General features: G+C 38.6%; 18 protein-coding genes and 1 other RNA gene. All 19 read right to left on the reverse strand.

Annotated elements, in window-relative coordinates; genetic code table 11:
- Nucleotides 1-62: 62 nt before the first annotated feature.
- Nucleotides 63-1364 carry a cell division protein FtsA gene (ftsA, locus tag MCY_RS07795; RefSeq protein WP_007347826.1) on the reverse strand — a complete coding sequence of 434 codons (1302 nt, stop codon included), beginning with the start codon at nt 1362-1364 and terminating at the stop codon, nt 63-65.
- The gene (locus MCY_RS07800; RefSeq protein WP_007347827.1) at nt 1361-2272 is read right to left on the reverse strand and encodes a cell division protein FtsQ/DivIB; all 912 of its coding nucleotides are present in this window, start codon (nt 2270-2272) and stop codon (nt 1361-1363) included. The genes ftsA and MCY_RS07800 overlap by 4 nt, the downstream gene beginning before the upstream one ends.
- Nucleotides 2260-3180 carry a D-alanine--D-alanine ligase gene (locus MCY_RS07805; RefSeq protein ID WP_007347828.1) on the reverse strand — a complete coding sequence of 307 codons (921 nt, stop codon included), beginning with the start codon at nt 3178-3180 and terminating at the stop codon, nt 2260-2262. Before MCY_RS07805 ends, MCY_RS07800 begins: the two co-directional genes overlap by 13 nt.
- A gap of 239 nt (nt 3181-3419) precedes the next feature.
- Nucleotides 3420-4397, reverse strand: a complete 978-nt coding sequence (murB, locus tag MCY_RS07810) for a UDP-N-acetylmuramate dehydrogenase (protein WP_007347829.1) — start codon at nt 4395-4397, stop codon at nt 3420-3422.
- A complete protein-coding gene (murC, locus tag MCY_RS07815) occupies nt 4375-5802 on the reverse strand; it encodes a UDP-N-acetylmuramate--L-alanine ligase (protein ID WP_007347830.1) in 1428 nt (475 codons plus the stop codon). The genes murB and murC overlap by 23 nt, the downstream gene beginning before the upstream one ends.
- The gene (murG, locus tag MCY_RS07820) at nt 5786-6922 is read right to left on the reverse strand and encodes an undecaprenyldiphospho-muramoylpentapeptide beta-N-acetylglucosaminyltransferase (protein ID WP_007347831.1); all 1137 of its coding nucleotides are present in this window, start codon (nt 6920-6922) and stop codon (nt 5786-5788) included. The genes murC and murG overlap by 17 nt, the downstream gene beginning before the upstream one ends.
- A complete protein-coding gene (locus tag MCY_RS07825) occupies nt 6915-8069 on the reverse strand; it encodes an FtsW/RodA/SpoVE family cell cycle protein (RefSeq protein WP_007347832.1) in 1155 nt (384 codons plus the stop codon). The genes murG and MCY_RS07825 overlap by 8 nt, the downstream gene beginning before the upstream one ends.
- A 143-nt stretch (nt 8070-8212) precedes the next feature.
- Nucleotides 8213-9607, reverse strand: coding sequence for a UDP-N-acetylmuramoyl-L-alanine--D-glutamate ligase (gene murD / locus MCY_RS07830; RefSeq protein ID WP_019224429.1), 1395 nt, complete (start codon nt 9605-9607; stop codon nt 8213-8215).
- 4 nt (nt 9608-9611) lie between these two features.
- Nucleotides 9612-10682, reverse strand: coding sequence for a phospho-N-acetylmuramoyl-pentapeptide-transferase (gene mraY, locus MCY_RS07835; protein ID WP_007347834.1), 1071 nt, complete (start codon nt 10680-10682; stop codon nt 9612-9614).
- A gap of 21 nt (nt 10683-10703) precedes the next feature.
- A complete protein-coding gene (locus tag MCY_RS07840) occupies nt 10704-12125 on the reverse strand; it encodes a UDP-N-acetylmuramoyl-tripeptide--D-alanyl-D-alanine ligase (RefSeq protein WP_007347835.1) in 1422 nt (473 codons plus the stop codon).
- Nucleotides 12122-13573, reverse strand: a complete 1452-nt coding sequence (locus MCY_RS07845; protein ID WP_007347836.1) for a UDP-N-acetylmuramoyl-L-alanyl-D-glutamate--2,6-diaminopimelate ligase — start codon at nt 13571-13573, stop codon at nt 12122-12124. The genes MCY_RS07840 and MCY_RS07845 overlap by 4 nt, the downstream gene beginning before the upstream one ends.
- A gap of 24 nt (nt 13574-13597) precedes the next feature.
- On the reverse strand, nt 13598-15343 hold the full coding sequence (locus MCY_RS07850; RefSeq protein ID WP_007347837.1) for a peptidoglycan D,D-transpeptidase FtsI family protein: 1746 nt from the start codon (nt 15341-15343) through the stop codon (nt 13598-13600).
- Nucleotides 15343-15747, reverse strand: a complete 405-nt coding sequence (ftsL, locus tag MCY_RS07855; RefSeq protein ID WP_007347838.1) for a cell division protein FtsL — start codon at nt 15745-15747, stop codon at nt 15343-15345. Before ftsL ends, MCY_RS07850 begins: the two co-directional genes overlap by 1 nt.
- Nucleotides 15744-16742 (reverse strand): 16S rRNA (cytosine(1402)-N(4))-methyltransferase RsmH, encoded by a 999-nt coding sequence (gene rsmH / locus MCY_RS07860; protein ID WP_007347839.1) that lies wholly within the window; start codon nt 16740-16742, stop codon nt 15744-15746. Before rsmH ends, ftsL begins: the two co-directional genes overlap by 4 nt.
- Nucleotides 16743-17006: 264 nt before the next feature.
- An RNA gene (gene rnpB / locus MCY_RS08890) (RNase P RNA component class A) lies at nt 17007-17397 on the reverse strand.
- An 83-nt stretch (nt 17398-17480) separates the two neighbouring features.
- Nucleotides 17481-17990 (reverse strand): lytic transglycosylase domain-containing protein, encoded by a 510-nt coding sequence (locus MCY_RS07865; RefSeq protein ID WP_007347840.1) that lies wholly within the window; start codon nt 17988-17990, stop codon nt 17481-17483.
- A gap of 1000 nt (nt 17991-18990) precedes the next feature.
- On the reverse strand, nt 18991-19368 hold the full coding sequence (locus tag MCY_RS07870) for a hypothetical protein (RefSeq protein ID WP_019224430.1): 378 nt from the start codon (nt 19366-19368) through the stop codon (nt 18991-18993).
- A gap of 2425 nt (nt 19369-21793) precedes the next feature.
- Entirely contained in the window at nt 21794-22732 is a 939-nt protein-coding gene (locus MCY_RS07880; RefSeq protein ID WP_007347843.1) for an ArsR family transcriptional regulator, read from the reverse strand.
- Nucleotides 22733-23342: 610 nt separating this feature from the next.
- The gene (gene ettA, locus MCY_RS07885) at nt 23343-24992 is read right to left on the reverse strand and encodes an energy-dependent translational throttle protein EttA (protein WP_007347844.1); all 1650 of its coding nucleotides are present in this window, start codon (nt 24990-24992) and stop codon (nt 23343-23345) included.
- Nucleotides 24993-24998 lie beyond the last annotated feature (6 nt).

A 24998-nucleotide genomic window follows, 5' to 3' on the forward strand; every position in this document is an offset into this window, starting at 1 on the left:
TCTTTTCCTTCTCATAAGACACCGCAAGCCAAAGCGATGAAATTTTATCTAACTAGACCTAACTAAAAACTCTCACGCAACCACTGACCAACACGCTGAAAATACCCACGCGTGCCCATCGATAAATGATTTCCTGCTATTTGCATTGTTTTTTCTTCAAAACCCACTAATTGCGGATAAATTAACAACCCAACAGCAGATGTAAACGCCGCTCCTTTTGCAAGAGCAGGAAGCCTCGAAATACCTAAAGGCCGCCCGATACGAACATTTCTTCCTAATAGAGTACGTGCCATTTCTGGCAATCCTGTTAACTGGCTTGCACCTCCAGTCAAAATGACACGCTTACCAATGATATGACCCAAACCAGAACGATTTAAACAATCACGCACCATCTCTAAAATTTCTTCAACACGCGCACGAATGATACGCCCAAGAACAGCACGAGGATATTGAGTTTCACGCTGTTCACTCCCAATCTCTGCTACATTAATCATTTGCCGCTCATCTGCACTTGTTAAAAGTGCTGAACCATAAACAACTTTTAAACGCTCCGCTTCTGTAAGTGACATAGAGAATCCACGCGCAACATCAAGAGTGACATGATGCCCGCCCACAGCAACAGCATCGGCATAAATAAATTTTCCCTCAAAAAACACTGAAAATGTTGTTGTTCCACCACCAAAGTCAATACATGCAGCACCTAAATGCGCCTCATCATTCATCAAGACAGCAAGACCACTTGCAAAGGGAGTAGCAACCATTGCTTCAACACTCAAATGTGCGCGGTTAATACAAGTTTCCAAATTACGCAAAGAAGCTGTTTCGGCTGTGACCACATGCACATCAACACCAAATATTTCCCCTGCCATTCCGACAGGATCAGAAATTCCTTTATCTCCATCCAATACATAAGAAACCGGAATCGTATGCATCACATGACGTTCAGCATCAAAAGCTTTACGCGAAACATCTGAAAAGGCCATACGTATATCACGCTTGGTGACTTCACGACCATTCAAATGAACCATTCCATTAATCAAAGCACTTTGTAATCGACTTGAGGAAAAGTTCACAATCACTGAATCCACAATCAAACCAGCCATTTTTTCTGCTGCATCAACAGCCAAGCGTATTGATTGTTCTGCCGCAAACATATCCATGATAACGCCAGATTTAATACCGCGTGAACGCTGCACTCCAAAGCCTAGAATTTCCATAGAATGAGTACGACCATGTAAATAGTGTGTACGCTTCAAAGGACGCAAACAAGCAATAAGACAAACAATCTTACTTGAACCGACATCAAGAACCGTTAAAAAACGTGTTTTTCGCCCTCCCCGATGATGTGATCTGAGTAACATCATAGGTTTCCTGCCTTTCGCGCTTTTAAAACACGCTCTTCTTCTGCTACACGAGCATAATAACGCTCCAACGTTTCATCTGATAAAGAAATAGTAATCCGATCAGCAAGACGTAAATCAACACTGAGAATATCGCGAGATAAAAGGTCTTGCATTGTACCGGATGCAATAAGAGAGGAAAGCCTTTCAAGTGCACCATTTTCAGGCAACATAACGCGCACGCCATTATCCAAAACAAGATCCCAACGCCGATCACCTACCCGCACAAAAGCACGAATACGATCATACACTTCTGGATAAACTGACAGCGCTTGAATAAACACTTTTGCAGCATTTTGCGCACCCTGCCCAACCACAAGCGGCAAATTCCGAATATTTTCTCCTTTAAAGGGCACAATGACACGACCTGTATTATCAATAATATCTACCAAGCCATTATGTTGCCAAATAGCATAAGGTTCACGTTCCGCAATAGAAATGCGCATTCTATTAGGATAAATTTTCTGAACATTAACCGATTGAACCCAAGCTTGTTTTTCCAAAAGAGAGCGAGCTCTTTCGACATCAAAAGTGAATATAGAGGGAGCAACATCAAGTTCTAAAACTTTCAAAATATCCTGCCTTGCCAGGCGTTTATTACCACTTATATCGACATTCACGACCACAAAACCAATATCCGACACTATCGTTTTTACAATTACGGACATCTGACCACTGGATGACAGCCCATAAAAGGCTGTAATAAAGAAAAGCCATACAACAGCAAAAGAGCCAAAGTGGCGCGGAATATGAATATTGGTAAAAACAAACTCAAACATAAACCGAAGAAAACGACGATAAAGACGTGGCAAAACCGGCACTAAAAGCACCTCCATCGGAATATTTGTTTTATTAACACTCAACGCATACATGATGCGTCCTCCACTATCCACTGAACAATATCGCCATAAGTACGGCCGCTCGCTTTTGCAATATCAGGAAGAAGAGACGTCGATGTCATACCGGGCTGTGTATTAATTTCAAGCCAAACCAATTCTCCTGTTTTTTCATCAAAACGAAAATCAGAACGGCTAATACCTCGACACCCTATCGCCTGATGTGCTGCTAAAGACATTCTTTGCACACTTTGGTAAATATTTAGTGAAAGTTGTGCAGGACAAATGTGAAGAGAACCACCAGTTTTATATTTTGAGTCATAATCGTAAAATGGAAAAGACTGACTGGGAAGAATTTCACACACATCCAGCACTTCATCCCCCAAAACAGCACAAGTCAATTCACGACCAGGAATATATTTTTCAACCATCACCTCATCAGCATACCCCCACTCAACCCCACTAATATTATGCAGTAACGCAGATTCATGTCCCTGTACAATAACAACACCAAAACTTGATCCTTCACACACAGGTTTAATCACATAAGGGGGAACCATAGGATGCGCTTGCCCAACAGCAAAACGGCTCATGATGCGAGAAGGAGCAACACAAACACCAACACTTGCAACGATAATTTTTGCACGCCCTTTATCCATTGCCAAAGCGGATGCCATCACACCAGAATGGGTATAAGGAATTTTTAAATATTCAAGAATCCCCTGAATGCGACCATCTTCACCAAATGGGCCATGCAATGCATTGAAGGCGATATCTGGCTGCAACTGCTCGAGAACAGAAGCAATATGAACATCAACATCCACGCGGCTTACACGATACCCCAGTTTTTCAAGAACATCAGCACAAGCCGCCCCTGAAGATAAACTTACAGACCGTTCAGAAGAAAAGCCTCCCATTAACACAGCTATATGTTTATCTTTCATAACAAATCACCCTCTTTTACATACTATATTTAGTTCATATAGAACACACCAACACCACATACAGAAAAAAACAAAGTTTATCATTGCGAATCAATAACCTAGCACTTTGCATAATGAATCAGACTCAAAAGCTTGATGCAAGAGATTCTTTGTTAATTTATTGATTCTTAATAGATTTTTTTTATTATCTCTTTGAAATGACTCAATTTTTTACTTGCATTTTTTTAGTGCACAATAAGTCAATGAAATGGATCAAAAAAAGAAACGCTTCGACCGCGCTCAAATTGACCGATACGCTCTATTTCCCATTGCAAAAAATGGGCTGAATGTGCAAAAACACGAGCGCGCACTGTTTCTCCCAATGTTTCGAGATCATATCCTGTTGCTTGCCCTGTATTAATCATAAAATTACAGTGCATTTCACTTATTTGAGCACCACCAATTTGTAAACCACGACACCCTGCCTCATCAATCACGCGCCATGCAGAGCTATTCTCAGGATTTTTGAAAGTTGATCCCCCTGTCTTTTCACGAATAGGTTGCACTGTTTCCCTATGGAGGGCAACTTCATTCATAGCAGCACGAATATCATCTTTATTACCAGGTTTTCCTTCCAACAAAGCAGCAGTAAAGATAAAACCTTCAGGAATATCACAATGGCGATAGGAATAATGCATATCTTTCAAACTCAAAATATGGCGTTTTCCTTTACGATCCAGCGCATAAACCTCAACAACACGTGCTGCGGTTTCAACACCATTTGCCCCCGCGTTCATTTTGAGTGCCCCTCCAAGACCACCAGGAATACCATGATAAAAATGAAAACCTGCAATTTCTGCCTTTAAGGCAGCAGCAGCTAAATGTTTATCTGCCGCACCTGCACCAACTAAAAAACGTTTTGGAGAAACTTGTTGCACATGCCCAAAATTTTTTGGTGAAAGACGAATCACAACACCAGGAACACCTCCATCACGCACCAGCAGATTAGAACCGATTCCTACAATTGTTACAGGAATAAATTCAGGCAAATTATGAAGAAAGAGGGCCAAATCTTCTTCATCAGCAGGCTGATAAAAAAGCTCTGCCAACCCGCCAGTGCGAAACCACGTCACCTTACGCATTTCAACATTAGGTGTAAGCTTACCTCTTATATTATCCAAGAGTGGTTGCAATTGCGCTAATAGCGCCTCACCATCAATGTGCTGAAAATTCATCATGACCATCAAGCCCCGACAACTGGTGAGGCAATGCACACGCCCATTGTGTGATATTGCCAGCACCAAGAAAAACAACATAATCCCCTGCCTGGGCAAATGTCGAAACAACAGACGCAACATCTTCCAGACTATATATCAAACGCACATCACGATGACCAGCCATTTTAATATGCTCGACCAACTCTTGAGAACCAAATCCTACGATAGGTTCTTCACCAGCCGCATAAACCGGTGTAATCAGTACTGTATCTGCATCATTAAAACAAGCAGCAAAATCATCAAATAAATGATACAAACGTGAATAACGATGGGGTTGTGCAATTGCAATGACACGTCCTTTTGCACTCTCACGGACTGCACGCAAAACAGCCTTTATTTCAACAGGATGATGCCCATAATCATCAAATATTTCAATGCCACGCCAACTTCCTGTTCGTGTAAAACGCCGTTTTACTCCGCCAAATCCTGCTAAGCCCTTCTTTATCAATTCATTTGAAATACCAAGTTCATGTGCAATGGCTATCGCTGCCGTTGCATTAGCAACATTATGCTGTCCTGCCATAGGCAGGAGCAAATTTTTCAACTCAATCTTTCGTCCTGTTTTGCGTGAACGAATAAGAACATCAAAATATGTTTTTTGACCTTCCATTGAAAGATTCAGAAAACGAACATCCGCTTGTGGATTTGCACCATAAGTGATCACCCAACGATCATCAATACGGCTCGCCAATGACTGAACCTCTGGATGATCCAGACACAAAACAGCAAAACCATAAAAAGGAACATTTTCCACGAATTGTCGAAAAGCCTCACGCACAGCATCAAAACTTCCATAATGATCCAAATGCTCAGCGTCAATATTGGTAACAACAGCAATATCAGCAGGCAGCTTCAAAAATGTACCATCACTTTCATCAGCTTCAACAATCATCCAATCGCCATCTCCTGTACGAGAATTCGTACCATAAGCATTAATAATACCACCATTAATCACCACCGGATCAAAACGACCAGCATCAAGAAGTGCTGCAACCATTGATGTAGTCGTTGTTTTACCATGTGTACCACCCACCGCAATTGCACGCCTAAATCGCATGAGCTCTGCTAACATTTCAGCCCGTCTGACAAGTGGCAAATGTCTTTCTTTTGCAGCAATATACTCAGGATTTGTTTTTTTAACGGCAGTAGAAAAAACAACAACCTCTGCATTTCCTAAATTTTCAGCACGATGATCTATATAAATGTTAATTCCTTTTCTCCGCAAACGCTCAACATTTGCACTCTCAACTTGATCTGACCCTTGAACTTTATAGCCAAGATTATAAAAAACCTCTGCAATTCCACTCATGCCGATCCCCCCGATCCCGATAAAATGGATAACGCCTATATCAAGCGGCATTTTCATCAAAAAGCTCCTCTTTTATATCTGACAACAATCGCCCTGCAATTAAGGATTCAGCCATATCAGCAAGGCAACGAGTTGCATGAGGCTGCCCAACTTTTTTTGCAGCAAGCGCTTGTTTTTCCAATAAATGGGGTTCACAACAAGCCTGCGTTAAAAGAGAAGAAAGCCTTTGTGCATTTAAATCTTTTTCTAATACAATTTGCGCGCCACCCACACGAGTAAGCAAAGCGGCATTTTCTACCTGATCATGATCCAAAGCATAAGGATAAGGAATCAGCAAAGCAGGTCTACCAATTACTGCTATTTCACAAACGGATGATGCCCCTGCGCGCGACAAAATAAAATGGGCATGTGCCATACGTTCAGCCATATCATCAAAGAAAGGAGCAACCTCTGCTTGTACCCCCATATCACGATAGATTTTGATCAACTCTCCAGCATCACCCCGAACTTGCTGCATAATTCGCAAACGTTTACGATTTTTATCATCGAGTAAAGCAATAGCTTCTGGAACAATTTGTGAAAAAACAGAAGCCCCTTGGCTACCACCAAAAATCAAAAAATAAAACGGCATTTCCCCTTCTGAAGAATGATAAGGAATTTCAGCCACCTTCAGCACAGCCTCACGGACAGGGTTCCCTGTCAAAAGCGTTTTATGAGCATAAGCACCATTTGGCGATAACAAACCACCAGCGATCGCACGCACAAAAATTGCCAACACCCGATTGGCACGCCCCATAACAGCATTTTGTTCATGAATAAATGTTACACGCCTCGTTAAGGCCGCGATAAAAAGAGGAGGGAAGCTTGGATATCCCCCAAAACCACCGACAAGCACAGGGCGTAATTTATAAAATAACACCAACGATTGCCCCATTCCTCTTAACAAAGTCCAAAGTGTTTTTACCAAAGCAAACGGATGGCGTCGTGTAAATGTTGCCGATGAAACAATATGTGTATGTTCTTCATCATAGCTCCGTACAAAAGATCGCGCTCTTTCATCTGTTATCAAATGGACATCATATCCACGCTGCCTTAATTCAACAGAAAGCGCTTCAGCAGGAAAAAGATGTCCACCTGTACCACCCGCCACCAAAACAATAACTTTTTTATCATTCATAAGGCGTATCCAAGACAGAAGAGGAAGAAAAAGCTGAAAGGCGTGCTTCTGGCCAACGACGTGTTAAACTGAGCAAAATGCCCATTGAAAACGAAATTGCCAGCATCGATGAACCACCATAAGAAATAAAAGGCAACGTCATACCTTTGGGAGGAATTAAGTGAAGATTAACAGCCATATTAATAGCTGATTGAAAACCAATCATCATTGCTATGCCTGTAATACCAAGACGTATAAAAGAATCACGTGTATTCATTGCGATATACAATGAACGCATAACGATAAAGCCAAAAAGCATCATAATTAACAAACAAAGAACAATACCATATTCTTCAGCAGCAACGGAAAATACAAAATCTGTATGGCTATCAGGAATGATACGTTTTACTGTTCCCTCTCCGGGACCTTGCCCAAACCAACCACCATTCAAAATAGCCTCACGTCCTACATCCACTTGAAAGGTATCTCCTTCACCTGTCAAAAAACCATTGATACGCTCGCGCACATGATGCAAAAAAAGATAAGCAAAAACAATTCCTACAACGCCTAAAATGAGAAAGAGAAAAATAACGGTAAGCGGCATACCAGCAATAAAAAACAAACCACCCCATGTTGCACTTATTAAAAGTGTTTGTCCAATATCAGGTTGCAAAACCAAAAGCACACAACAAATGACATAAAGTACAATTGCTAACATATAACCCGAAATTCCCCTCCGCCGTATCTGTTCTGAAAAAAGCCAAGCAGACATAACCATAAAAGCTGGTTTCATAAACTCTGAAGCCTGTACAGAAAAACCAAAGAGCATAATCCACCGCCGTGCTCCCTTTAATTCTGGTCCCCAAAATAAGGTTGCAACCATAAGAGCGAGTATTACAATGAGAAAAAAAGCACATAAACGACGAATATTAGGCAGTGAAAAAAAAGAAATTGTAACCATCGTAAAAAATGCTGCAATGCTAAAAATGATATGCCACCGAACAAAATAAAAACTATCGGCAATGCCGATTTTTTTTGCAATAGTAGGACTAGCAGCAAAAGATAGCATAATACCAATCCCCATTAAAATTAAACAAGCTGCAAAGATAGAGCGATCAATCGTCCACCACCAATTAGCGATTGGGTCTCTATCTGCACGCGTAACCATAATATCCACCTATCTGTTTTATAAATTGTCTCAAAGTGAGATGATTCCCCATCCTGTTCAAAAAACACTTTAAAAACTAAATTACATAACAAAAGATTCTGGAGTCTTAATGCAAAAACATTTTTTTATAATTGATGCTTTTTTTATTGTAACTGCATCACAAAAGAGACAAATGCTTCGCCTCGCACTTCATAATTTTTAAACTGATCATAACTTGCACAAGCAGGTGACAAAAGAACCACCGCCTCTTTTGCCTTACAACTCATTGCGTCAAAAGCTGCTTCACGCACTGCATTTTCCAAAGTTAAGCTCATAGAAAAAGGAAAAGAAGATCCAATAACGTTAGCAAATTCTTGCGCTGCGCTCCCAATCAAATAAGCTTTACGAATTTTAGGAAAAAATTCTCTAAGAGACTCAATTCCTCCCTTTTTTGCCTGTCCCCCAACAATCCAAAAAATATCATTAAAAGCGCCCAGTGCAGGAGCTGTTGCATCTGCGTTAGTTGCCTTGCTATCATTGATAAACAAAACCGCTCCCATTTGACGCACTTGCTGCATACGATGATCCAACCCTTTATAACTTTCTAAATGCTTGTCCATAGAGAGATCGGTGATTTTTAAAGCCTGCAACGTTGCCAATGCCATAAGAGCGTTTTGCGCATTATGACGTCCGCGCAAAGCAGCCATAGATGCAAGATCTGCAAGCATATAACGCTGTCCTTGACGAACAGAAAAAAGCTTTGTCCCATCTGCATAAAAACCATTTTCAACAAAATGATCCTTGGAAATTCCTTCAATTTTCTTCCCCTCATGAAGCAACTGTTGATACAAAATCTGACAAGCCGTATCATCAACTGAAATAAAAGCCTGAGAAGCCTGAGCAATCAGACGCCTTTTGGCTTGCACATAACAGGAAAAACTCCCATGTCGATCAATATGATCAGGTGCTAAATTCAATAAAAGTCCAATGGTTGGATGAAGAGAGGGCGTAAGATCAATTTGAAATGATGAACATTCAATCACATAAATACGTTTTTTAACAAACGGCTTAAGCGTCAATATTGCCTTTCCAATATTTCCCCCCATCTGCACATCATAACCCATTTTTTCCAACAAATGCGCAAGCAAAGCTGTTGTTGTCGACTTTCCATTCGTCCCCGTAATCGCAATGAAAGGCACATCTCGGTCACAAAGACCATAATGCTGTAAAAAATGATGTCGCGCCCGAACAAATAATTCAATATCACCGATAATTTCTATATTATTTTTACGTGCTTTTTCAATAACCCAATGCGGTTGAGGATAATTTAAAGGAACGCCAGGAGCAAGAATCAATGCAACAAATTCTGACCAATCTTCATCGTGAAGATCTCTTGTTGGAATATTTTGCTGAAAAGCTGCTTGCACGCTCATAGGATTGTCATCCCACGCCACCACTTCCGCATTACCACTGATCAAAGCTTGTGCCGCTGCTAATCCAGACTTCCCTAATCCAAATAGAGCAACTTTTTGTCCTTTATAACACGCAACAGAAATCAAAATATCACCGCAATTTAAGTGTTGAAAGACCAATGAGGGCAAGAACAATTGAAATAATCCAGAAGCGTATCACCACTTGGCTTTCAGTCCAGCCTTTTTTCTCAAAATGATGGTGTATCGGCGCCATAAGAAATACTCGTTTTCTTGTTAGTTTGAAATAACCAACCTGAATAACAACGGAAAAAGCTTCCACAACAAAAAGTCCACCAATAAGAACCAAAACAATTTCATGCTTCGTAGCAACCGCAACAGTCCCTAAGAGTCCTCCAAGAGCCAACGAACCAGTATCCCCCATAAAAATAGCTGCAGGTGGTGCATTAAACCACAAAAAACCAAGACCTGCCCCAACAACGGCTCCCAATAAAACAGCCAAGTCACCTGCTCCCGATACGTAATGGATTTGGAGATAATCAGCAAAATTCATATTACCAGAAAGATAAGCAATGAGAGCAAAAGATAAAGCTGCAACCATCACAGGAACAATAGCAAGCCCATCAAGTCCATCCGTCAAATTTACTGCATTACCCGTCGCAACAATAACAAAAGCAGAAAAAGGAATAAAAAACCATCCCAAGTTAATCAAGTAATCTTTCAAAAAAGGCAATGCTAATCCCGATGAGCCAATTTTCAGAATGGCAAAAGCAGCGATTGCCGCGACCAAAAACTCTAAGCTTAACCGCGCTTTCCCAGAAAATCCTTTATCTGTTTGTTTTGTGACCTTAAGATAATCATCATAAAATCCAATAGCTCCAAAAGAAAGCATAACCGATAGCGACACCCAAAAATAAATATTCGATAAATTACCCCACAACAATGCCGATACCACAATGCCGGTTAAAATCATTAATCCACCCATTGTAGGTGTTCCAGCTTTTTTAAAATGTGTTTGAGGACCATCAGCACGAATCGGTTGCCCTTTGCCTTGCCGCAATTTAAGAGAAGCAATGATGCTAGGTCCAAATAAAAAAACAATGAGCCCCGAGGTCAGCATAGCTGCTATCGTGCGAAAAGTAATATAACGGAAAACATTCACACCTGGAAGCCAATCACTAAACAAAGAAAAAAATAGCATCATGGTACAAAAAACCTCTTAAAACTATGAAGAAACTGCTTTATAGCGATCCAACAATGCAGTCACAATATTTGATGAACAAAGGCTATTAGATGATTTAATCATCAGCAGATCCCCAGGCGAAATTTCTGTCAAAAGAAGCGGTAAAATTTTCTCAATATTTTCAGCATAATAAACCTTAACATAAACAGACAACTCACTGACTAAAGATTTCATCGCCTCACCAAACAAAAAAACGGGATTAGCGTCCGACAAACGTATTGGCCCTATTAAATCGCGATGAAGCTTTTCACTATATACCCCTAACTCTAGCATATCCCCTAAAATAGCAATTCGCCGCCCTTCCTCTCCTACTGGTCCTGTAGCAAGAAGCTCAAGAGCAGCACGCATAGAAGCAGGATTAGCATTATAACTTTCATCAATGAGATGAAATTCACTGCCATTTGATAAAAACAATTGATAACGAATCCCCCGTCCCTTTTGAAGAGAAAAATAATTAAAAGAAAGAAAAATAGGCTCTAGCTCAACAGCCATAGCATCACAAGCAGCAATCACCCCTAAACTATTTTGCACAATATGGCGCCCGGGAGCACCAATTTGGACCTCCCTATCTCGCTGTCCAATCCGCACAATCATAGAAGAACTATCGGTGAAAAGACGTATATCACGCGCTTGATAATCAGCATTTTCAGCCTCACCAAAGCTTAAGATCTTTTTTACACCGCATAGCTTTGCTTTTTGAACGAGATAAGAAAAAAAATCACTATCCGCATTTAAAATAGCAATGCCTTCCTCATCCAATCCTTCAAAAATTTCAGCTTTTGCCTCTGCTACTGCTTCAAGATCTTTAAAAAAACCCATATGCCCTGCACCAATATGGGTAATAAGAGCAACATGTGGGCAAACTAGCTTGACCAGAGGGCGAATTTCATCTTTATGATTCATGCCAATTTCAAAGATACCATAATCACTCTCCATAGGCATCCGCGCCAAAGTAAGCGGAACCCCCCAGCAATTATTTAAAGAAGCAAGATTCGCATGAACTTTACCAGCCGTTTCAAGGACTTGTTTCAAAGCTTCTTTTGTTGTTGTTTTTCCCACCGATCCTGTTATCGCGATAATCTGAGCTTTTGAACGTTTGCGTGCGGCTTTCCCGAGTTTTTCTAGAGCTTGCAAAACATCAGGAACAACAATGAGTGGAGCCGATATCTTTTCCATATCCTTCAAACGGTGTTCCGCAACGATAAGAACGCCTGCACCTCGTGCATAAGCTTGCGCAACAAAATCATGACCATCAAAACGATGCCCCTTAATGCAGAAAAAGATATCGCCTTTTACAAGAGTACGGCTATCAATGGAAATCCCAGAAAAAGTTTCTGGCACATGCCCAATGACAACACCATCAATTGCAGTGACAAGTTCTTGTTTATCCCATAAAGCTGTCATCTCTTGCGATCCTCTAGAGCTTCTATCACTTTCAAACGATCTGAAAAAGGATAGGTAGTCTGTCCTATAATTTGGCCATCCTCATGACCTTTTCCTGCAATGATGAGTGTATCACCCGCTTTCAAAAGCTCCACCGCATAAGAAATAGCCTCACCACGATCTGCTATCTCTATTGCTGTTGGCACCACCTGTAAAATATCTTTGCGTATTTTTTCTGGTATTTCTGTGCGCGGATTATCATCCGTTACAATAACAATATCCGCTTTATCCGCTGCAATTTTTCCCATCAAAGGTCTTTTTCCTTGATCACGATCCCCTCCACAACCAAAAACAACAACCAAACGCCCTTGCGTAAAGGGACGAACAGAAAGTAAAACCTGCTCCAAAGCCTCTGGTTTATGAGCATAATCAATATACACAGAAGCATTATTCTCTGTTTTTCCAACGAACTCTAACCGTCCAGGTGCCCCCTTCAAAGTTTCAAGAGCAGAAAAAACCTTATGAGGTGCAACACCTGTTGCAATTGCTAACCCCGCTGCCATAAGCGCATTAGCCACCTGAAAATCTCCAGCTAAAGGCAAATCAAATGTATAAATATTGTTTTCCAAACGACACTCAATACACTGTTTTGAGCGTTGATGTTCAACACGATTAATAGTGATAAATTGCCCCTTACGTCCAATCGTCAAAACACGGCGCCGTGCTTGTGTAACAGTATCAATAACCTTTTGTGAATAAACATCATCGGCAAAAATCAAAGCAGGAGCAGATGCAGGCAAAAGTGTATCAAACAACCTCATTTTAGCCCGCAGATAATCTTCTACCCCCGCGTGATAATCCATGTGATCACGCCCTAAATTAGTAAAGGCAGCAGCCATTAAATGAACTCCATCAAGTCGTCCTTGATCAAGACCATGTGAAGAAGCTTCAAGAGCTGCATGGGTCACACCTTCATGAGAAATTTCGCAAAGAAGGTGGTGCAAGACGACCGGATCAGGTGTTGTGAGAGATCCATAAACATTTCGTTTAGGGGAAACAAGACCAACCGTTCCTATACTTGCAGCACAAAATCCAACATGAGTCCAAATTTGCCGAATAAAAGAGACAACAGATGTTTTACCACTTGTCCCTGTCACAGCAACAACCGTTTCAGGCTGAGAACCGTAAAAACGTGCTGCTGCCAACGCTAAACTATGACGAACATTCGAAACACGCAAAATTGGAACAGGTAAATCCTCAAGAACAGCATTATAATCTGTCACGATTGCTCGTGCCCCACGCTGTATTGCATCATTGATATAGTGTCTTCCATCACCTTTTTTTCCTTGAATAGCGACAAAAACATAGCCCGGCAAGACTTGTCGAGAATCTGCACTGATTCCTGTTATTTCCATTGAAGAAAGCTTTTGATCTTCAAAACATTCTGTAAAAACTGTTCCAAACAACATAACGATGCACCTTATATATTTATTTTACCGTTGCTTAACGAAACTTGGAGGACGGCTCTTTTTACTTAAAAAAGGTTCATATTCTTTTTTAAAATCAGGTTTTACACCAAGAAAACTAGCCGAGCGACGAACAATATTAGCGAGCATTGGTCCAGCATTCATCCCCGCTGTTGCTGAATGTTTTCCCTCTTCTGGTTTTGGTTCATCAATAATTGTTAAAACAATATAAGCAGGATCATCAATAGGAAAAGCAGCAAGAAAACTATTGAAATTTTTTGTTTTAGAATATTTTCCATTTTCAACTTTCTCAGCTGTTCCTGTCTTACCACCTACACGATAACCTTCCACTTTTGCATTACGTCCAGAACCAATATCACTATTTAATTTATAAAGGTAACGCATACTTTGACTTGTTTTAGCCTGCAAAACTTGTTTTGCATAGGGTAAAGTTTGTTCTTTTGTACGTTTTAAAAATGTCGGTGAAATTAACCAACCACCATTCATTAAAGCAGCAGCCCCAACTGCTGTTTGCAAGGGGGTTGTTGCCATACCATGCCCAAAAGAAATGGTCATAGAATGGATATCTTTCCAATGATGTGGCACAATAGGATGGGCAACTTCAGGCAACTCTGTTGAAAGTCGATCCAAGAGTCCAAGTTTTTGCAAAAAATTACGATGTTTATCAATCCCTATCGCCAATGCTTCTTTAGCAGAACCAATATTGGAAGAATAAATAAAAACCTCCCATAATGTTAAGGGCCGATTTTTACCGTGAAAGTCATGAATAGCATATCCACTACTTGCTTTTATTGGCTTTGAAGCATCAATAATACTGTTTAAATGAAAAATATTGGAATCAAGTGCCATAGCGGTCGTAAAACTTTTAATGATCGATCCCATTTCAAAAGCACCAGCCGTCATCCGATTCAAACGATCACTTTTTAAAGCTTCAATAGGATTTCCAGGATCAAAATCTGGTAATGATGCTAAAGCCAAAATTTCCCCTGTATATATATTTAAAATAACTGCTCCTGCAGCAATAGCCTTATAACGCTTCATAGCCTGAATAAGCTCATCATGAACAATTTCTTGAACACGCACATCAATCGAAAGCTGAACTTGTTTTAATGATTCTTCTATGGCAAGACCAGCAGCACGCAAAACACTCAACCCCGCATCATCAATATATTTTTCCATACCTGCAATGCCCTGATTATCAACATTCACCATGCCGAGAATATGGGAAGTTACAGGTCCCTCGGGATAAAAACGACGAATTTCAGTCCGAAAACCAATTCCTGGAATACCAAGAGCCATAATTTGCGTCTTCTGCATTGGTGTTAACCCACGCTGTATCCAAGAAAAACCTGTTTTTCTTTTTAAGCGTTTATAAGTTTCCTGCCAATTAAGATCAGGCAAAACGCTTGAAAGCAATTCAATTGTTTCATCTACATCAATAATACGTCGTGGCTCAGCAAAAAGTGAATAAGTTTTAATATCTGTTGCCAATAAACGACCATTACGATCAACAATATTAGGTCGTGCTATCAATTGAATTGCTCCTGGCCCCTTTGCTTCTTCAATCTGCCCACCTTCCAACCCATAAGAAATAAGGCAAACCCCCATGATGCCATATAAAATTAAAAAGCAGAACAACGAAAAAAGCAAACGTAGACGACTAGAATATAAACGACGAACAGAAAAATTATGATTATTCAACGAACTTTTTAAACGTTTTTTCTTTTGAGAGAATAAAAAAATTGATTTCATCACTGGGCGCCTTTTTGGACAACACCATTCATTTGTAAAGCTCGATTATTTGCCAAAACATCCTGTTTATTTTCCAAGATATTTTGTTTAATCATTTCTTTAATTGGATCGTGTTCGCGTCCCGGAATGTCTTTAAACTCCACAATTTGACGCGGCTGTATAACCTCTAGCTTAAGTTCTTTTTGATAACGTTTCGCAAGTTTTTGCATGCGTGAAGGCTTTATCATCACAGCCCACTCAGCATGAAGCAAACTCACCGTATTTTTCGCTGCAGCGATTTCATGCTCAAGATGACGAACTTCATTCATTCGTTTTTGAACATCATATTTTACCTTATAAGTAAGACCCGCCATACAAATCATAATCATCACTAAAATCATATCAAATGTACGAAAAACTGTCATTTCTTGCTGCCTTCAAAACTGGCAATCTCTGCTAAACCAAATAATTTCATATCTGCTGCAAGAGCCTCTGCTTCAGTCCGTACACCAATCCGCAACCGTGCAGAACGTGCACGAGGATTTTTCTGTAATTCCTCTTCAGTTGCTGTTATCCCACCTTTAAACAAAGGAACAAATGTTGCTGGAGCATTTTTTATTTCAGGCAAATAGCGTGATCTCATACATTCTCCAGAACGAGCCGAAAAAAATCTTTTGACTATCCGATCTTCAAGAGAATGAAAACTTACAACACCCAAACGGCCCCCGGTTTTTAAAATGCGTTCAGCAGCAAATAAACCACGCGCCAATTCACCAATTTCATCATTCACATATATACGAAGAGCTTGAAATATACGTGTTGCAGGATGAATACGATCTCCCGGCCTACGCCCTACCAACGCTTCGATAGCACACGCCAAATCACCTGTACGCAAAAAAGGCTGAATAACACGACGCTTTTCAATCATCTGTGCAATTCGCCCCGCATAACGCTCTTCTCCTAATATCTTAAAAATACGCGCTAAATCTTTTACTTTTAAATGATTGACAACATCACTTGCTGTAAAACCAGCCTGAGCCATTCGCATATCTAATGGACCATCTTTTTGAAAAGAAAAGCCTCTTTCTGCTTCATCAAGCTGCATTGAAGAAACACCAATATCCAAAATAACAGCATCTACCTTCTCTTCAACGACACGATCGAGCTGTGAAAATTCCATATGAATCAAACGAAGCCGTGGAAAAAATTCATCAACAAGCGATTGCCCCGCACCAATAGCATAAGGATCACGATCAAGAGCAATCACCTGTGCGCCTGCCTTTAACAAAGCGCGCGTATAACCACCAGCACCAAAGGTACCATCAATCACTTTTGCTCCAACCAATGGCATAAGCCCAGCCAAAACTGGTTGCAACAGCACTGGAATATGGCGTTCAGCTCTTTGATCCTGTTTTGTCAAAATAATCCGTCTTGAAGTTATGCTATTTCAAATCAACAGCGCTCTCATGGCAACCGATATCAGAATAACTCCACCTTCAACTTTCATATCAATCACAATGAAAAAAAGAGCTGCAGTTATTCAAATACACATCCTAATGCATCATACTTAAAGAAATGTTATAATTTTTTAAAAATACTTTGGGTTCAAGTATACATTTCAAAAACACCGACCCATAAAAGTCTATATGTAATCGATCTTATAAAATATCGCTTATAATCATGGAATATCAGTCGGCCTATAAGCCGGGTTCTGTATAATAAAGCTTACGCTTTACATGGCAACCATTCATCTAGGACGGATGTTACCATCCGCCTCGTGCAACCTACCCGAATGACTCGCCCGGAAATCGGCTGCAAATTAAATTTTGCACGTCATTTCTATTTGGTCTTGCTCCCGGTGGGGTTTACCTTGCCACATTCATTACTGAATGTGCGGTGGGCTCTTACTCCACCCTTTCACCCTTACCTATAAAAATAGGCGGTTTACTTTCTGTGGCACTTTCCCTAGGGTCACCCCCGCCGGGTGTTACCCGGCACCGTCTTTCCATGGAGCCCGGACTTTCCTCACCTGCCGCCTTTAGGCATTAGACAAGCGCGGCTGCCCAGCCGACTGACGTATCAATTTGTAAAACATTTTTTGCGCAATGAAAATAGCATCTTAAAATATTTTATAGTAAACTTCTCTCAAAAAATGTTATTATTTTAATGAAGCCAGATAGGTTTTTACTTTCGCGCAATATTTCGCTGAAACGGAATTCATTTTGGTTGCAGCATGGCCTGCGTTATATTTAAGAACTGTACCACACGTACTTCCACCACTGAGTTTATATGCCCGCGCCAAATAACGCATACCATATTCAAGATTGATCGCAGGATCGTACAAATCTTGTACAGAACCACTAAAACCTAACCCTCGTGCAGTAGAAGGTTTAATTTGCATCAAACCTATTTCGCCAGCAGCACCCTTTATATCAGCCTTATAATTACTTTCAACTTTTACAACAGCATGTGCTAAATTAACGGGAACATTATACTTATTCGCAAGTTTCCGAATAAGAAACTCATAAGGACGAGCAGAAATCTGAGAAGCAACAATCGCTGAACTTTCTTTTGATTCTGCAGCATTTAAAACATTATGAGCCCAACTTATATCAAATACAAAAAATACAGCACACGCTGTATTGAACAAGATTTTCAAAAATTGCATTTTCTTTCTCTTTACTCAAAAGTTCTCAAATTCTAACCGCAAATAATTTGCGAATGTATTGTACAAAAAAAGAAAGCAAAAGAACGTCTTTAAAAGGGAAATATTAAGACTATTTCAAGATAAAATCCCGCAGTAAAAGAAAATCTCTTTATGCATAAATTATAGATTTCTCTATATCATAAAATAAAAAATAAAGATACTATAGTTAAACTTATATCATATTAAACAAATATGATATACTATTAATTCATGCTGTAGCTATTATAATATTCAATTTTTATATTACAAAATTAGAACTTTAAATAGATATAACAGTCTTTCATATACAGTATGAAATTTTTGATTGAGATTAGCTCTGCATAGGAGACATAACTACTTTTATCGAAGATCCCTCGATATCGCAAAAGCTTCACAAAAAATAAAAACTGTTCTTAATGCTTCCCGCTAGTCAATAAATACCTGCAGTACTCTTTATGCCCAATAAATCACCGACCAAAACCGATCGTAAATCCCATATACCCTACTTCATCATTATGCATAAGAAATTTACAAATATACCAAAACTATTCCATTCTCTATGAATTCAAAATATTGCGCAAACCCTTTGAGGGTTTTCTATCCGCCCATATCAAACGAAAAAAGTAACCGGCCTATAAAATGCGTTAACCCATTTCATTACAGAAAATTCTGCTTTCGCTTTTCTGCAAATTAGCACACTCAGATTATCTTCAATCTTTTATAAAATACTATATTGATTTAAAGTGTTTTTTATTGCTTTTGTTGTTATAGAAATAATAATGCAGTTAGCCTAACGAATGCCCTTAGATGAACTCGCTATTGTTCTTGTAAATTACAACGTTATCTTTATACTCTGATTTCTTATCTTTTTGTAAAATAAGTTTTCTGATTATCTTACGCATTCATTATCTTCCTAATACGCCTTTCAAAAACTCATGAAAAGCTTGCCCCCCCCCAATCAAAAATGCGATTTTAAAAACGGCTAAAAATAAGCATTCGCAATAGAGGGATGAGAAACCGCTTTTGAGAGAACCATAGCAACGGTTTTACCAAACTCTTGAGCTTTCTCATTCCCATAACCATTTTCACAAGCAAATGAAACTACATCACGACGAACCTTTTCAATAAACAGCTCCTGCTGCTGAGGATTCATCTTAGAAAGGCGCATGATAATATCTGGAAAAGACACAGACAACCTCTCTAGCAATGCCTCCTCTGTTACATCAATCTGCTGAGAAGAAAAAGAAGAACGACCGGGAAGAAACTGAGAAATAGTACCGCTCCGTAAAGCAAAAAGACCAGCACCAAAAATAGAAAACATAAATAAAATAAGAACAATACGATGTCCGAAAGATCCCATCATCTCTCTTACCTAAAGATTACAGAACAAAAACACAGATTCGCTTTATAGCATTTAACGATACTTCAATAAAGAAAAATTCTCATCACTTGAATAAATATGAACACTAACCAATCCATAACCGCTATCCACTACAGGCTCAATAATAGCAGATCTTATATCTTTTACCCCCTCCTGATAACACCTTACAAAACTATAACAAAAACAAAAAAACCTGACTGAGGAAATCCTCAGTCAGGCCAGACAATCTAAGGGATCCACGCGGGGGGGGGGGGGAGGAGGTTCCCCGATTGTCTTCCCGCATCAACCACTAAGGTAGCCGATGCAATATTATTGCTATGGAACAAAATGCTTTAAACAACAAGAAATTCTTATCATCTTATACGCAAAAAAGCATAAAAGAATTATAAATCGTTTAAAAATGGTGATATTTAGGCAAAAAAAATTCAAATTGACCCAATTTGAAGCAATTTTATTTCTAAAAAATTCAATAAAAATTTCCGACCATAATAATTTTTTTCATCACTCCGATAATCATAATTAACAAACTAGGTAATTTGTATGCTTCACCCTATAAAAAGCAAATTCCAGAAAGGCAGAATCAGAAGAATCACTTATCCAACAGCGATCACCACAAAAAGAAAAACATCTGCTCAAAGGAGGATATGAGTCACTTAAAATAAAAACAATAACTTAGGTAAATAGAATCTTATCTATCTTCATAAAAATTTCTGCAAATGATCTTTTAAACTATTATCAAACCACTTACGCATTACGCAAACAACATCAATGAAAAATTTAAACAACTTAATTTTACAAAAAATAAGAGCTCTGAAAATATTTATTCCGAATCGTGTCCCATAATCATGCTAAATAACAATAAACTATTCTACACTAGCCAAAAGACTCCACTGCATTTTAATATAACGAGCAAAGATCAGTGCAGGCATTTTCTCTTAATCTCTATCACTTAACTTAACCCATAAAAACACGGCAGTTTTCATACTCAAAAATTATTCCACTTTGTTCTTTTAACGTAAATAATTCATTGAATTACAAATCATAATTCATCATTTTACAACTTACTGTAAAAATCTAAACAGTGTAAGATCCTCTTATTCCAAATCTCCTTATATCAAATCCATAAAAAACATTCATTTGCACATCACAAGCAAAACGAGGCATATGAATAGAAACCATTAAAAGGCGTAGAATACCTCTGATGAATCATTTTAAAGCGGAGAGTGACAACAAACATAAAAAAATGATAACGCCAGCTTAAACTAAAAATGGTGATATTCTGTAAATTTTACGCCATACCATCCACAATCCATATCATAGATAAGCGCACAAATATGAAAAGAAAGAAGAAAATCACTTTTGAAAAAATAACAAGCACATTCAATTTTAATAACCTTCATTGTTTCTAATGATAAAGATACACAAAATTATACATTTTTCTTTCATATCTTCTCCAAAGCCCATCTCAATTTGATTTTATAAAGATAACGTAAAAGACTTAGACAAATACCTGTACAAATCAGAATCATAAAGCCAAATGTATTACAATTATTATGAATAAAATATTTCATAAAATCCAAAATATCTCTCCAATCCATTTGGCTGGTCTATAAGTATTTTCATGGCCTTATTTGCTAAATTCTTGCTGTAACTTATTATCAATAACCCGTTCTTAATACATCAGCATATTTAAAATAAAAATTAAAACGAATTTTCTCCTGCAAATCATTTTAGCTTTTATAGACCAATTAGAGTACAAATATTTATGCCATTGAAGAATCTTTAAAAAGGGAAAACCATCATTCATTTGGGAAAAAATATAAAAGCTTAAAGATAAAAACCCATTGGCCATCTTTACTCCCTTTTCATTTGGCTTTACAGCTTTTAAAAATTCTCTGAACATTGCATTTTAAATAACAAAAGTTGCATTTTGCCTCACGCTTTTATTTTTTTGTTCTCTTTAGCATCTTTTCCCCCCTCACGAAAAACTCTCAGATACTTTTCATCTAGGAATTTGTTAAAAAAGAAATACCTCGCCCCATTTCACCCCATTTCACCACATCTCTCTATATAGCTTAAAATCTATTAAAACCACCATTTTTGACATTCATGAAGATACGAACCATCAGCCCATTATTATATTGCAGTAGCTCCTAGAAAGTACATGAGAGGTATATTTGCTTCTCTAAACGATATTATTTACACAAAAATTTGCTCTTGTAAGATACCAACAAAGTACGTTTGGATTTTGAAACAGAAGATTGGAAATGCAAAAACATTTTTGCATTAGATCTTCTTATTGGAATAATATAAAAAATAACTACTCTTCAATGATTGAATAAAATTTTATATCTAGGTTATTTCTTGAAAAAATCAGAGAATAAAGCACATCAACAGACACTATTTATGCAAACTCTACTTGTTTATCTTTGATATCATCAACCAATAAACGCGGATCGCGAGCAAGCCAAAGTGTAACCATACCCTCCTCATTATTTTCATTTTGGGTAAGATCGAGACAAGAAGTTCGTTCTAAAATAAGTCCCGCATTTTTAAACCATTGTTCTATTTGTAAAGACGAAAATCCAAAATGCATAGATGCTTGATAAGAATGTGAAGACTCAACTTTATGATAACCAAAATCTATAATCAATAAACGCCCATGAGGACGCAAAACACCTGATATCTCCTGAAGAAACATTTCAGGATTTTCAAGAAAATGTAAAACCCAATGAAGAATTACAAAATCAAAAGTTATATTTCCCACAGACAAGTGCAAAACATTGCTATCAAGCACGATTTCAACCGCATGCGTATAAAGATCAGAAAATAATTTTAAAACAGAATCCCCACCCCTTCCAATATTAAGAATTGTCTCAAATGGTTTATCGCCAACGATTTCAAGTAAAGCATTTTCCACAACATGATCTGCCATATAGGATGATCGTAATACATCCCATTGCGATGTATTTTGTAAAAAATGCTTCTTTTCCATCTTTTGACGCTGCTTTTTAACGTCCTTCAAACGTTCTAAATCATGCGCTAATATCATATCATGCTTTGGCAAAGCCGAAAGAACACCCATCACAATATCTTTCCCCCAAAAGTCATGACAAAGCTTAAAATAAAGGCAATCTCCCTTCTGATAACGCTCAATCAATCGTGCTTCGTATAATAAACGTAAATATCGCGCTATACATACTTGCGACTGCTCAAGAATAAAAATAAAATCAGGAATTGTTAAATCTTCATGATGCAAAAGTGTAAGAACACGTAAATGGCTTACTTCTGCTACCGCTTTCAGCAGCATAATCATTGCATCTAAACTTTCATTTTTTTTCATAATTATCCCTTACGTACTCATATAAACATTTGTTTATAAGAAAAAAAGTCAAGCATCAGATGCATATTCTTATTTATTTTGTTCCAGCCATTGTATCATAATATGAAAAAAATAGGCTACTATAAAAAAGAACGAATTTTGTCTAACTGCCTTTTACTATAATTTTAATATATTGATTTATAATAATAATTATTCATTTCTAACTTGAATAAAAAATCATATAAATAAATGAAAACATCTCTTACGGCCATCTCAAAATAAGAACGATCAAACATCGAGAGAAAGTCAATAACATGATGCTTCTAACTTGCATCTTTATTCAGTAAAAATGATAATACTCAATGGCCAGAACATTTATAGAATAGTCCTTACACTTTCTATAAAAACTCCCCTCTTCATATGAATTTTACAAATAATAATCAGTTATATCTCATAAGTAAAATAGTCTTATTTATGTCATGATCTTATAAAGATTTACGCTGTAGTCTCCTAAGATATCCTACTCTTTTCAACAAACAAAAACTTCCATGGAGTACACGCTTTAATTTATGAAATAACAAATACCCAAATATGCTATTTTTTCAACCAAGTCCCAATAAGATAGGAAACTCTAGCGTGTAAGAGGCTTATAATTTACATGCTTAAGATTAAGGGACTCTGCACCAAGACGGCGAACTTTATCAGCCTCATATTCAGCGAAATTACCTTCAAACCATTCCACATGACCATTACCTTCAAAAGCTAAAATATGCGTTGCCAATCGATCAAGAAACATACGATCGTGCGATATGATAACCGCACAACCAGCAAAATTTTCCAATGCATCTTCTAGCGCTCCCAATGTTTCAGTATCGAGATCATTTGTCGGTTCATCAAGAAGAAGCACATTCCCTCCCTCTTTTAAAAGTTTCGCTAGATGTACGCGATTACGCTGCCCCCCCGATAAATTTGCCACCTTCTGCTGCTGATCTGCACCCTTGAAATTAAAAGCCCCGCAATAAGCACGGCTATTCATCTCGTATTTTCCTAACTTAATAATATCGTTTTCACCAGAAATTTCTTCCCAAACAGTTTTATTACCCGCTAAGGAATCGCGGCTTTGATCCACATAACTCATGTGAACCGTCTCACCGATGCGTATTTGACCTGAATCGGGCTGTTCCTGTCCAGTCAACATTTTAAACAAGGTAGACTTTCCCATCCCATTAGCTCCAATAACGCCAACAATACCACCAGCCGGAAGTTTAAAAGAGAGAGAATCAATCAACACACGTTCACCATACACTTTAGAGAGGTTATCAACTTCAATGACAACCTGCCCTAATCTTTCTCCAATAGGGATAATGATTTGCGCTTCTCCAGGACGGCGTTCACGTGCGGCTTGAACCAACGCATCATAAGCTTTAATTCGAGCTTTTGACTTTACTTGTCGCCCTTTTGGACTAGAAGCAATCCATTCTTGCTCACGCGATAAAGCGCGTTGACGTGCAGCTTCTTCACGGCCTTCTTGAGCCAAACGTTTGGCCTTAGCCCCTAAATAAGCAGAATAGTTTCCCTCATAAGGAATACCTCTCCCCCGATCTAACTCCAAAATCCAACTGGTAACATTGTCAAGAAAATAACGATCATGAGTTATCAAAAGCACGGCCCCTGGATATTCACGCAGATGCCTTTCAAGCCAAGCAGTCGTTTCAGCATCTAAATGGTTTGTCGGTTCATCTAAAAGTAACAAATCAGGCTTTGACAACAGCAATTTACAAAGCGCTACACGCCGCTTCTCACCACCGGAAAGCTTTGTCACATCACCATTGGCTGGCGGACAACCAAGAGCAGCCATCGCCATTTCCACTTGACTATCTAAATCCCAAAGATTCTGACTATCAATAATATCCTGAAGCCGTGCACTTTCATCCGCCGTTTCCTCGCTATAATTCATCATCAATTCGTTATAACGCTCAAGAATTGCCTGTTTATCTGCAACACCTTCCATTACATTGCCACGCACATCTTTGCTTTCATCAAGCAAAGGCTCTTGTGGTAAATAGCCACAGCGTGCTCCTTCAGAAAGCCATGCTTCTCCCGTATATTCCTTATCTAGCCCAGCCATAATACGTAAAATAGTTGATTTACCTGCACCATTTGGCCCTAAAATACCAATCTTTGCATCTGGATAAAAAGACAAATGAATATTTTCTAAAATTTTTTTATTGCCATAAGCCTTGTTGAGCCCAGCCATATGATAGATAAATTGACGTGCCATAAATTT

Origin of the sequence: Bartonella rattimassiliensis 15908 (assembly GCF_000278215.1) — a bacterium.
In the GTDB taxonomy this organism is placed as follows: Bacteria; Pseudomonadota; Alphaproteobacteria; order Rhizobiales; family Rhizobiaceae; genus Bartonella; species Bartonella rattimassiliensis.